The organism is Pedobacter sp. 01T416_2, from assembly GCF_056398925.1.
Map to the genome: position 1 here is coordinate 1 of NZ_JBFTQI010000070.1, position 12,372 is coordinate 12,372.

Consider the following 12,372-nt stretch of genomic DNA (forward strand, 5'->3'; position numbering starts at 1 on the left):
GGTGAATTCCGCTACTGGAAGATTGCAGTTGAACTTTAACAAAAACATCGGGGTTTCTTCCATAACGGCTATTATGGGTGCCGAGGCCAGGGAGGGACAGACGATTGGTAATGGGAATTCGGTGTATGGTTATAAGGAAGATCCATTGGTTTATCAGCCTGTGGATCTGGTGGGGCTTTACCCACATTTCATTACTGGAACAAATCAGCAGGTCCCAAATTCGCTCAGCCTTACCAGTAATCAATACCGTTTTTTGAGTTTTTACGCTAATGCATCTTACAGTTATAAGGGTAAGTACCGGATTTCCGGAAGTCTGAGAAGGGACGGCTCGAATGTTTTTGGCGCAGAAACGAATGATAAATGGAAACCTTTATGGTCAGTAGGTCTTGGATGGTCACTTTCACAGGAGGCTTTTTACAATATCTCCTGGCTACCGGTTTTAAGGCTTTCGGCTACCTATGGAAAAAGCGGCAATGTTGATCTTTCAAAAACAGCACAGGCGGTTGCTGTCGCGAGCACAAATACATTGAACAACCTTCCGTTCGTGAGGATAAGGGGAATCAATAACCCGGAACTGAGGTGGGAGGAACTTGGGCAATATAACCTGAAAATTGATTTCGCCTTTGCAAAGGAGCGTTTGACGGGATCTTTTTCGGTCTATAAAAAGCATGGATCTGATCTATATGGATCGTTTCTATATGACTATACCACCTGGGGCGGGTCTGATGAACTGACACGGAACGTGGCGGATATGGAGGGAAGAGGCTTTGATGCAGAATTGCACAGTAGAAATATTTCAGGTGGGGATTTCAAATGGTCAACAGATCTTTATCTCAGCCAGAATAAAAGCAAGACAGTAAAATATTATTCGGCGAATAATAACCTGTCAAAACTGCTCAGTGGTGGACGTGAAATTACTCCGGTTGTCGGCCTCCCGCTTTATTCAATTTCTGGATACAGGTGGGGTGGGCTTGATGCGGCAGGCAATCCTCAGGGATATCTGATTGGTGTTTTAAGCACAAACTATTCTGCAATTGCAACAGAAGGACGTTTGAATGCTGGCAATATAAATTATATAGGCCCGGCCAACCCGGTATATTTTGGTTCCCTGATCAATTCGTTTGCCTATAAAAATCTCACGGTTTCATTCAATATCAGTTTCAAGCTTGGTTATTTTATGAAAAAAAGTAGCATCGGATATTTTGGGCTGGCAAATTCGGGAATTACAAATAGTGACTATTCCAGTAGGTGGCAGAAGCCAGGGGATGAGCAGTTCACTGATATTCCTTCATTTACCTATCCATTAAATTCACTAAGAGATTCATTCTATTCTGCTGCTGAAATAAATATTGTTCCTGCTGACCAGATCAGGTTGGATTATGTCAATCTGAGTTACCACCTCAATGCCGAGCGGTGGCGGTTTCCATTCCGTTCGCTTGATGTATATCTGAATTCTTCGGATCTCGGAATAATATGGAGGGCCAATAAGTTTGGCCTAGATCCAGATAACCTTGACAGAATTAGTCCCACCAGAGGATTTACCCTTGGAGTAAAAGGGAGCTTTTAATTTAACAACTAATTTATTGTGCAATGAATAGTAATAAAACCATGATGATTTTGGCAAGCTTTTTAATAGCTGCCATGATGACCAGCTGCAAAAATTTTCTGACCCTGAAATCAGACTCAAAGTTGTTGGTACCCAAAACCCTTAGCGATATTCAGGGTATATTGGACGATGCAGGGCAGATGAATATCGGAAAAACCCCTTCATTTGGCGAGGCTTCGGCGGATGATATTTATATACCGACAAGCAATTTAAATTCTTATTCAGAGGTTGCCCGCGATATTTACGCATGGAAAAAAGTTGATTACAGGTATCCGAACGACTGGTCAAATGCCTATCTCCCGATATACAATGCCAATTTTTGTCTTGAACTGCTTGATGAACTTTCAAGAGACGAGGGAAATGCAAAAGGATGGGACAATGCAAAGGGTTCAGCTCTGTTTTTTAGGAGTTTTTATTTGTTTCTGCTCACCATACAGTTTGGCCATGGTTATAATGCGTCAACCTCGAATGGTGATCCAGGTATTGTGCTGCGCATGACTTCTGATTTCAATGTCAGGTCTGTGCGGTCCACAGTTTCAGAATGTTTACAGCGGGCCCTTGCAGATGCTACGGAAGCCGCATCCTTATTACCGGAAACACCGGTGTCTGCAGTCAGGCCCTCAAAGGCAGCAGCTTACGCACAGCTTTCTAGAATCTATCTTTACATGCGTAATTATAGCGCTGCTTTAAATTATGCAGATAAATGCCTTAAAATTAAGGCAGATCTGATGGATTATAATAATGATACAGATGTGCTCGGGCTTGATCTTGCTGTTACATTCAGGAAGTTTAATAAGGAAACAATTTTTTATACGGAGATGGGCACCGGATTTGGCCTGCATACGCCAAGTCTTTCAAGGATTGACACGAATCTTTATGCTTCATATAATGTAAATGATCTCCGTCGCAGGGCGTTTTTCAAAATTAATGCTTCCTTTCAGCAGTTTAAGGGAAGTTATAGTTCCAGTGCCTCCACATTATTTAGTGGTATTGCTACTGATGAGCTTTATCTAACCAGATCAGAATGTCGGGCGATGGAGGGCGATCTGGAAGGAGCAATGTCAGACCTTAATTTCCTGCTCAAGAAAAGGTGGAAAAATACAGTTTCCTATGTTCCCCTGATTGCACTGGACAAAGCCGATGCACTTAGGAAAATCAGGCTGGAACGGCGCAAGGAGCTGTTGATGCGTAACCTCAGATGGCCGGACCTTAAGCGGTATAATCTCGAGGGAGGTGGAATCACCTTGGAAAGGAATATTGGAGCAACGAAATATTTCCTTCCGCCCAACTCATCATATTACGCACTTCCCTTGCCAACGGATATTATTGAAGAAACGGGGATAGCCCAAAATTAAAAGAAATTTAGGTTTAGTTAAGATCAAAGTGCAGGGCCGGATGGCCCTGCCTTTGAATCTGATACTATCTTGTTTTGTTAACTATAGTCATCAGGTTATCGTCTGAACCTGAAATATAATAACTTGAAGTAGCAGTGTTCAGGTCAGCCCTTAAATCTGCACTGGTTTCCAGGTTTCCTGACCCATCAACGTAGCTATCATCAACGGTTATCGTACAAGGTGCCTGATCTTCGTTATCACAGCTTTCTTGTGGTTCTTCCGAGGTCCAGTTTGATTCATCGGTTACTTCCCCTTCCGAATAATCAGGACCATGATAATAAAAAGTAACAGGTGCTCTGTTCAAGGTACCTGTTTTTGCAAATTTAAATGCTGATTGGGTCAAGATCAATGTTAACCCAAAAATGAAGGCGAATACGCCAAAACTGATTTTTTTTAAATTTTTCATGTTTATGGATGCTTTTTGCATTGAAAAAGCAAGCGAAAAAGTTTAGGTAATGGTGTTTTTTACACCGGTGATTAGTTTACGGTCAGTGGGAAAAGCTGCTAGACCCACCGTTCAGTTTTGCATCGTTATTTTCCTGACCTCCTTTCTCTTTGTTTGATATAATAGATAGCCCAAAGGTTCAATGATAAAAATGAAGTGTTGAACAGCAGATGTGTCTTCCAGCTCATTTCTTTAAGCACGCCTCCGCAACTACATGGTATTTTGTCAAAAAATCCAAGCAGTATAAGCAAGATGTAAATGGTAAAGACTGCTAAAAGGAGGAATGACGAGTACAGGCCGGACATTCTGCTCGCCGGACGGGATAAAAGAAATGCTGTAAGTGCTTCTGAAAGTGGTAGTATAAACGATAGTAAAGACATAAAAACATTGTTGAAATGCTGCAGCTTTAGCTGGTGCCTGAACTCCTGGAATTCAACAATCTTGGATCCTGCGGTGTAAACCCAAAGGATTATCAATGCGCTCACTGAGAAAATTAAAAACCGGTCTTTCATGCTTCTGAGATTGCTTTCACAAAATTGATCACATGTCTCTTCTTCTGAGGTTCCGCTTCAGGATGAAAATTCGTAAAAGTCTTAATTTTGAGTTCTCAAAGCGGACATTTAACTTTTCCTGCTACTTAGATATTTACTTTTAAGTGTACTTAGTGTGTGTGCATGCATCCCCGTAGCGTCGGCAATGTCGACAGAGGAAGCCAGCTGAAAGACATTGGGGTGGATTTCCAACAGGGAAGCAAGACGATCCTCTGCCTTAAGATTTTTAATGTCAAAGGCAAGGTGGAAGAGTCTATTAAAGTTCTCCAAACTTATTTTTTCGGTTATCTCATGGAATTCCGGAAACAGCTTGTAGAGATTATAGATATGTCCTGCGGGTATCCCCATTAATGTTGACTCCCCAATCACCATTGTACGTAGATCAAAGTCTTCTTGATTGGTCTCTATAAATTGTGGCAACATTCCCCCTTCAAAATGTAATAGCAAAATAGATTTTCCTGGCTCAAGTTTACTTTCAAGTTTTGTCTTTAATGTCCCCTTGTATAAAAATGTTATTGGAAATTCATTCCAGTGAGCCTTTTCCAGTGCCTGTCCATCTGGGAGGATGATCTCACGTATAATGACCTTTAGATATGCCTTCAAGGGACTGCTCATTTGATGATAGGCATTAAGTCTTTTGTAAATTGGTTCGTAATTCATGTTTTTAAATCCAAATAAAAAGGATTTCAATGTTTGGTCAAGTGGTATTTTCTACCACCTCATACCACCCCATAAAAAATGAACATGAAAAGTTTTCTTGATTTTGTACTCCCTTTATGATTTATTGCGTGACAACGCTTTTGAGGCGGTAGATTCTCCGATTTATTGGGAGGGAGCCTATGATTATGAAAGATTAAAATTGGTTTTGGGCTTTGGCAAGCATCTCAGCCAACTTATCGCTTACAACGCCGATATCGACAGAACTTGGTACGTAATAGCCGTTGCTGAAACTTTTCTCTGAAATTTTTTCTGTTTCTGCTGTGCTGACATGTGAAATAATGTATTCATGTACCCTTTTAGCTTTACGCTCGATTATAATACCCACTTCTACGGCCAGAAATATAAGGTAGGCCAACTGCTTTACCGAAAGTGAGACCTTATACTTAGCATCAAGCATCCCAGAATTCATCAGTTCTGAGTTCAGAAAGTCAAGTTGTTTCATAAAGCTCAGTTCAGCTTCGAGCACCTGAAGTAGTGAATGGTTTATCTGGGGCAGGAGGGGGTTATAGGAATTAGTATGTTCAATTGGTATCTGAGAAATCTGCTTTTTAAGAAAAATGAGTAGTCTATAGTTTTCTGAAATGGTAGCAGAATCCCTAAGTTTTCCGCTTATATTATGTATGTAATATTCAAAAAACCTAGGATGGTTAAATTTCCAGGAGATTAAGTTATTTATCAGTGTTTCCTTTTGAAGATGCTTTTTTACATGCTGGTTCAGATAATTAAATAGCTGGTCGCTGAATGCTAAATGCCGGAAGCGTGGGGGATCTGCCAGTCTTAAATACAATGCATCTGAGAGGATTTCGATAAGTTCTTGGTCTATATTGGATTTTTTAAACAATGAAAGATGTTCTTCAATTATTATTTCAACTTGTTTCAAATGATCTGAAATTGTCCTTTTGGTTAAAAGGGTGTTGTAGTCAAATTGGTCGCGAAAGTAGGTGTGTACGTGCCAAATGATCGTTTCTATTCCATTTAGCATTAATTCGAGTAGCTTTTCCGAATCGTCGGACAGATCCTCCTTGAATGAAAGAATATCTTCTATTTCCCTTGCCGTTCTTGTTAAGGCTCCGACCTGAAAATGGATAAAATCGGTAAACGTGGAAATGTCATTGGGTTGATAGGTATTGATCTTTTTAATTATCCTTTGGGTTTCTTCCTTTATGCCTGTGTGCGTTGTTAAATGATCATCCAGATCAAGGTTGTTGTTTATGAGATAGATAATTTGTCTAAAATAATCCAGTTGAAAATCCATATTTGAAAATTTAGGAGGCGTTAAGTTTCTCCTAAATTTAGTTGAGGTGATGTTTTTCGGGAAATAAACTACACTAGCCGTTATCCTGARGGGATGAATTGCGCTATTGCCGTGATAAATTTATTAGCTAAGGTTTTTAAATGTTAAAAAACAACTGGCCGTTATTGCCTGTAAAATTGGGGTGGTAAGTTTTACCACCGTGCTGCAACTTGACACTTTGATCATAGATTATTCTTTTTGCATCAACTGTTTATTGTATCAAGACCAGATTTTTCTATCTGATTTAACGGAAATCACTATGGACAAACTAAATGCTATCCTGGACGTTTTGCTCAAAATTTATGAACTTATGCAACTGATATATTCTAAGTCCTATGGCCAACTAAAACTCCCGGAGGATCAGATGTTGACCCGGCTTGAAGTGATGGAGTATCTTGGGATAAGTGAAAGCACTTATAAGAGAAAGGTCAGAAAAGGGATTTTAAAACCCAGCAAGCTTCCCGGTGGAGACAGGTTTTATAAGAGTGAGCTGAGAGAGGAGTTTTTAGAAAGTAAGAGAAGGGGGAGGGTCTGATCGGCGAGATTAAAAGTGGAGATCCCTATATTCTTTATTTATAACATTCAATCGGCTTATTATCAGTAAGTTGATTGTTGTTAAAAAGCAAAATCTGCCAAAACTCAGCCACGGGAAATATCTTTGGAGCTTATGACTCCTCCAGAACTACATTACACCATTCCAAGATTATTTAAGGGAAAAAAGATTGGATCTGTTCCTAAAGGTAGGTTGATTACATTTAGCTTTAAGACTCCAGAGAAGCTTTTTGAGGCTGCATATTCCAGCGATTGCCTACCTAACCCCTAAGATAAACGGATTTCCAAGTAATTATCTGAGTTCATTGTGGGTATTTTTCTATAATCTGAATGATTAAGAGCCTGCATAGTCTCTTTCGGTCACAGAGATATTAACAATGTTGTCAGCTCAAGCCACTGATTATCTTTAATGTAAATGATGACAGATATCCAAATTACCTCTAATTTATGATTTTAGAATCCCAATTCGGCACATTTTCGAGGACAGGCCATGCATGGTTAGAATCGGTATCGATCCTGATTTCTTAAAAATATCCTCAGAGTTTCGCTTTCCTCGTCGTTATAGCCACTGGCGGCCCAGAATTTTTAATGTTTTTTATGAACTTCCGAGGAGCTTTTCGGACTACCGTAGATTTTTTACCTGTTAAACGTTTGTAATTCTATGCTTCGAGCTTTGTTTCAACATCTCTTTTGTAGGCATTGCTTCGCAAAATAAGTTCTTTGCGATTCTTTCTAATACTTTAATTGAATGAAATTGCTGGCATACTCCATAGAATAAATACTATTGGACGCTTTCACCTCCTGCGTGGGGGCTAGTCGTAATTTGTCTTACTGTTATAAATATTTCTATGGCTTTTAACTTTTTCCTATATTGGTGTCAATAAACAATCTTATACCCTATGAGAAATATCCGATTAAACAAAACCAACTCCATTAGAGGTCAAGTTAGTTCCAGAGCTCAATCAATAAATGTTATGGAAAGCAGTGTCGGTGTACATGACATTGCGCCACTTCTATCATGTGAGAATCAGGTCGATACAGCTTGGCTTTTTGCAGGTCTTGGAGGAAGTGGAACATCACATTTCTGCTAATGAAGTTTGTTTTTAGAAWATCTAAAATTAATGTAATGATTGCATTAATTTTCCTGTTTTTGGGTTGTACGCCTAAAGAAACAATCAGAAATGGGTCCTTATTATCTAATAAGGATTATAATGAACTATTCCCTCACAGAAATAATTTTTTTACTTACGATTCATTTACTAAGGCGGTCAACACTTTGTCCCACTTTAAAGTAAAAGTTGAAAGACGTGGAGAGTGGTTATACAAAATTACCAAGATATTTAATGATGACAAAAGCACTGTAATCAGACAAGACAAAGGCTGGGAAGAAGAATGGGCTAAAAATAAAACATATAGGCAAGTTACAATAGACTTCGGAGATTTTTGCTATAGAAAAGGAACTAATTTTAAAGAATTGGCTGCTTTTTTCGCTCATGTAGCACACGAGACAAGGAATGGTAAGGATAACCAATATAATGATGGCTTAATGTTAGTTTGCGAAATGGATACTAATTCTAAATATGTTATTCCAAACAACATATATCCAGCTGTAGCAAACAAAAAATATTATGGCAGGGGGCCTCTTCAATTGAGCTATAATGGTAATTATGGCGCTGCATCAGAGATTATTTTTGGAGATAAAAATATTCTTCTAAATCATCCTGAAATTGTTGCAAATAATCCGGTTGTTTCATTCGAATCGGCTATTTTYTTCTGGATGATGCCCCAAGGCAATAAGCCGTCAGCTCATGATGTGATAGATGAAAGTTGGAATCCAAATTTAGAAGAAAAAAAGTTAGGTTATACTCCTGGATTTGGTATGACGATAAATATTATTAACGGCGCTTTAGAGTGCGATCTCGGGGAAGAACAGAAGCCAATGTTAGACCGGATAGGATTTTACAAACATTTTTTAAAAAAGTTTAATGTTGATTACAGTAATTGCAACTGTTCCTGTGGGAAGATGGCGCCCTACGGTAAATAAATTATTGTTGGTGAGTCAACGTTTTCAATAATCTCCTGGCGGTCCGTTCTGCGTTTAAGTTGTCACCCTATTTCGCTTTAAAGTGACCCTGTTTTGATTTCGATCAGATTTTTTTCGCAACTGGCTTTCGGGAACAATCTTTCAATTTCTGCATAAAATTAAGGCTCCTGGGAGGATATCTGCAATTAGGGATGGACTAGTGGCGCTTAGCTATTTTGGAGGGGTTATGGCATTTTTAAGCGTGCTGATACCTGTGAATGGATTTGATCTTTGGGAAGGTCTGAATTGAAGATAAATCGGCAGTAGGATGGGTTAAACCGAGAAGTCCTGAGGAAAATGGATTTGGATCCGCAGTGTGTATTTGTTCATCGTGAAGGGAACTAGATGTGCATCATCCGATAGTCAAGTTGGTGGCCAGTTTTGTCTGAAACAGTGAGTCACTTTCACTGAAACATGCAATTTTCACAATATTCTTTATTTAAGAACCTTTTTATTCCACAATGTGATGTTTATTTTTTTTCAACTAAATGTTTGGTTAATCAAAAATTAGTAAATAGATTTGTTATGGGCCATAACATAAATTATAATATAAACACTTTTAAAAAAGATTATAATATGGGATAAAAACCCTACTCAAACAAAAAAAACGAGCAGCGAGATTATTTTCCTGGATTTTAATTTTTCTATAATGTTTCTTGGAGGATGCAAAAAGGAATATTCAGAAAATAAAATTTATTATAGTGCTAGCATTAAATAGCTGCATCAAGCAATTGTTACAGTATTTGCATATCATTATCAAGAAAACAGATTTAAGTCTAGTGCAAGTTGTACTTAGATAAGATTCAATACAGATCAGAAATACTTAGCTTATTTGCTCAAAACAATGTACCCACAACTAGCCTTTTAAATTAAATATCCCATTATTTATAAACTTATAAGATACTCTAAGACAGATCTATGAATACTAGCATTTCCTGTACGAAACAAATACTAAATCGTCTAAATTATTATATAAGCGAAGAGAAATTATATGAAGAGTTTCATAAACACCCTGATTACCCAAGTTTATTAGCTATTAGTGATGTGTTAGCAAGTCTTGATGTTGACAACAGTGCCTACAGAATAGAATCAAAAGATCTATTGAACATCCCGACTCCTTTTCTTGCACACATAAATTTAGATCAAGATGATTTTGTTGTGGTAAACAAAATTAAAAATGACTATATCTATGTTTCAAACGAAAAATGGAATAATAAAAAATTTACAACCCTTGATTTCTTGGCTTGTTTTACCGGGGTAGTACTTTGTGTTGAATCTAAGAATGCCAGCCCATCCTTAAGCTATTACAAGGCATATTTTCAAGATAATCAATATTCATTGCTGGGAATTTTGCTATTTATCTCACTTGCTTTTGGGTTTTTAGTCAATCCTTTCTGGGTGATTTTGCATGATGTTAGAACTTCATTACTGTTGTTTATTAAAACTTTAGGAATTATAGTTTCCGTCCTACTGTTTATCCAAGGAATCGATGCGCAGAATCCCCTAATTCGAAGGCTTTGCGGTATTAGTAAAAAAAGTGATTGTAATAAAATCCTGTCATCTAAGGCAGCAAATGCATTTTGGGGGTTTACTTGGAGTGATATTGGATTTTTATATTTTACTGTCACATGGTTACTGCTTTTTTTCTTTGGTTCGGTGAATGTCATCAATTTTTTGACAATTATGACAATTTTAAGTTTACCATATTCGGTGTACTCCATCTATTATCAAGCTAGAGTAGCAAGGAGGTGGTGTATACTATGTTGTACTGTCCAAGCCATTTTATGGCTTGAATTTTTTACACTTAGCAATCGTCTGGTAGAATTCACTTTTCCAGTATATGATCTGAAATTTTTTTTTAGCGCTCTTTTGATTTCAATTATTTTAGGTTTTGTGTTGTGGAAGATTTTAAAAACTATTTTGAATCAAACATACAAAATTCCGGTTTTAAGACAACAACTACATCAAACGATGTTTAATCCAGAAACATTTATTCAGCTATCAATAAGGGAAAATCAATACCCCATTCCTGATGATAACAATTGTATAATAATTGGTAATAAAAACGGTAAAAATGTTCTTACTATGGTAACTGATCCATATTGTCCACCTTGTGCTAACATACATCGGCAGTTGGAGGATGTGTTAAATATCAACAAAGACCTACGTGTACAAATTACATTTACAGGTAACAATACTAAGAATGACTACCAAAGACCTGTTACAAAACATCTCATGGCCTTAAATAAGATGATGAGTGAGGCTGAAATCAAAGAGACACTGAAGGATTGGTATCTACAAAAAGAGAAGAACTATAATACTTGGAAGAAAAAATTTCCGATTGAACACGATGATTCTGAAACCTACAAATTAGAAAATCAATACAATTGGTATTCAACTAATAACATACAGGGAACACCTACAATCTTATTGAATGGTTTTGAGCTACCACAAATTTATGAATTGGGAGACTTGAAGTATCTGCTTTTAATTATTTAATGCAATTTTATTTTTTGAGTGTTTTGTAATAACATCGGTTAAAATTTATGATATTTTTAAGTGCGCAACCTGATAATAATTATTTCTTATGGCAATTGCAATTACAGGTATTTAATTTTCGCTCCCTGGGTATTGAGCCTAATAAGATACATATTTTGATCGGATATGATTCAATCACGGGCTTGAATCCAGAATTTGAGCAATGGATTGTTAATAACAATGAAGCTTGCTTCTATACCTACGAAGACACTAGACTATCGAGCAAATATGCCTCTTCAATTCGCCCTCATATAATTTTAAAGCATTTTAATTCTTATCCAGAACTTGAAGAAGAAATTTTTTTTTATCATGATTCTGATATCATTTTCACATCTCTTCCGAAATTTAATCAACTATTTAATGATGATACGTGGTATACGTCGGATACTAGAGGCTATTTAGATTGTAATTATATCGTAAACGCAAGTGATGAAAATCTTTTAAGTAAGATGTGTAGTCAAGTCGGAGTAACTGTTGACCATGTGAGATCCAGTGACTATAATGCCGGTGGGGCTCAATATCTGTTTAAAAATTGTAAAAAATCATTTTGGGAAAAAATGGAAAATGATTGTGAGGCCCTTTTTTTACTACTAGAGGACTATAATATAAATCATAGGCATATAAATGATGATATTAATGTAGGAATCCAATCATGGTGTGCAGATATGTGGGCTTTTTGGTGGAATGCGTTATTTTTTGATAAGAAATTTGAAATTCATGAAGAACTAAATTTTTCTTGGGCTAATAGTGATATACAGTCCCTGGAAATTAATAAAATATTGCATTATACGGGAGATATTGAAGAAGATGATTTGAAAAACTTCAGAAAGGTCGATTATACTTTCTATTCTCCATTTTATAAAACTTTTCATGAAATCAACCGATCCAGTTGTAGTTATCAACTTGTGAATTTGATTGAGAAATATAGAAAAGAACTTGGGAAATATAGAAAAATCTACCCAGATACCACTTTAGTAATTATCGGCATCACCACCTCTAACGAGGCACTTCAGAATCTTTACTCTACTGTCAACAGTTTCAATGTTTTTATAAACATTAAAATAAAAGTTTTAGAGATAGGTAAAATTAGTAGGTTAAATCGTGATAAGTTTCTCGAAATGGTTGACTATTTTTTTATTAAGGGACCTTTAGATTCGCAACAGTATTGTGAATTAATTCACAATACCAT

At 37.0% G+C, this 12,372-nt stretch carries 10 protein-coding genes; 6 read left to right on the plus strand and 4 right to left on the minus strand.

Going from position 1 to position 12,372, the window contains the following annotated elements; genetic code table 11:
- A partial coding sequence (locus AC1DPQ_RS04900) for a SusC/RagA family TonB-linked outer membrane protein (RefSeq protein ID WP_477608206.1) occupies positions 1-1,567 on the plus strand: 1,567 nt, incomplete at its 5' end.
- A 23-nt stretch (positions 1,568-1,590) separates the two neighbouring features.
- A complete protein-coding gene (locus AC1DPQ_RS04905) occupies positions 1,591-2,961 on the plus strand; it encodes a RagB/SusD family nutrient uptake outer membrane protein (RefSeq protein ID WP_477608208.1) in 1,371 nt (456 codons plus the stop codon).
- Between the two features lie 64 nt (positions 2,962-3,025).
- Here AC1DPQ_RS04905 and AC1DPQ_RS04910 read toward each other — a convergent pair whose 3' ends face one another.
- The 4 genes from AC1DPQ_RS04910 to AC1DPQ_RS04925 form a co-directional block, all read right to left on the minus strand.
- Positions 3,026-3,406 (minus strand): hypothetical protein, encoded by a 381-nt coding sequence (locus AC1DPQ_RS04910; RefSeq protein WP_477585204.1) that lies wholly within the window; start codon positions 3,404-3,406, stop codon positions 3,026-3,028.
- Positions 3,407-3,531: 125 nt separating this feature from the next.
- Positions 3,532-3,957 (minus strand): MauE/DoxX family redox-associated membrane protein, encoded by a 426-nt coding sequence (locus AC1DPQ_RS04915; protein WP_477585205.1) that lies wholly within the window; start codon positions 3,955-3,957, stop codon positions 3,532-3,534.
- 108 nt (positions 3,958-4,065) lie between these two features.
- On the minus strand, positions 4,066-4,656 hold the full coding sequence (locus tag AC1DPQ_RS04920; protein WP_477608210.1) for a cyclic nucleotide-binding domain-containing protein: 591 nt from the start codon (positions 4,654-4,656) through the stop codon (positions 4,066-4,068).
- A gap of 193 nt (positions 4,657-4,849) precedes the next feature.
- On the minus strand, positions 4,850-5,971 hold the full coding sequence (locus AC1DPQ_RS04925; protein ID WP_477608212.1) for a hypothetical protein: 1,122 nt from the start codon (positions 5,969-5,971) through the stop codon (positions 4,850-4,852).
- Positions 5,972-6,269: 298 nt separating this feature from the next.
- Here AC1DPQ_RS04925 and AC1DPQ_RS04930 point away from each other — a divergent pair, with 298 nt between their 5' ends.
- From AC1DPQ_RS04930 to AC1DPQ_RS04945, 4 genes are all read left to right on the plus strand, one after another.
- Complete coding sequence (locus tag AC1DPQ_RS04930) at positions 6,270-6,545, plus strand: helix-turn-helix transcriptional regulator (RefSeq protein ID WP_476767433.1); 276 nt, start codon at positions 6,270-6,272, stop codon at positions 6,543-6,545.
- Between the two features lie 1,143 nt (positions 6,546-7,688).
- Positions 7,689-8,606 (plus strand): chitinase, encoded by a 918-nt coding sequence (locus tag AC1DPQ_RS04935; protein WP_477584681.1) that lies wholly within the window; start codon positions 7,689-7,691, stop codon positions 8,604-8,606.
- Between the two features lie 957 nt (positions 8,607-9,563).
- Complete coding sequence (locus tag AC1DPQ_RS04940; protein WP_477585642.1) at positions 9,564-11,144, plus strand: cysteine peptidase family C39 domain-containing protein; 1,581 nt, start codon at positions 9,564-9,566, stop codon at positions 11,142-11,144.
- 47 nt (positions 11,145-11,191) lie between these two features.
- Positions 11,192-12,372 (plus strand): hypothetical protein (locus AC1DPQ_RS04945; RefSeq protein ID WP_477608214.1); only part of this gene is annotated, 1,181 nt, incomplete at its 3' end.

Bases quoted from the DNA above. Each gene is read 5' to 3' on its own strand.
- AC1DPQ_RS04905 (WP_477608208.1), top strand. From the start codon at position 1,591: ATGAATAGTAATAAAACCATGATGATTTTGGCAAGCTTTTTAATAGCT.
- AC1DPQ_RS04910 (WP_477585204.1), bottom strand. From the start codon at position 3,406: ATGAAAAATTTAAAAAAAATCAGTTTTGGCGTATTCGCCTTCATTTTT.
- AC1DPQ_RS04915 (WP_477585205.1), bottom strand. From the start codon at position 3,957: ATGAAAGACCGGTTTTTAATTTTCTCAGTGAGCGCATTGATAATCCTT.
- AC1DPQ_RS04920 (WP_477608210.1), bottom strand. From the start codon at position 4,656: ATGAATTACGAACCAATTTACAAAAGACTTAATGCCTATCATCAAATG.
- AC1DPQ_RS04925 (WP_477608212.1), bottom strand. From the start codon at position 5,971: ATGGATTTTCAACTGGATTATTTTAGACAAATTATCTATCTCATAAAC.
- AC1DPQ_RS04930 (WP_476767433.1), top strand. From the start codon at position 6,270: ATGGACAAACTAAATGCTATCCTGGACGTTTTGCTCAAAATTTATGAA.
- AC1DPQ_RS04940 (WP_477585642.1), top strand. From the start codon at position 9,564: ATGAATACTAGCATTTCCTGTACGAAACAAATACTAAATCGTCTAAAT.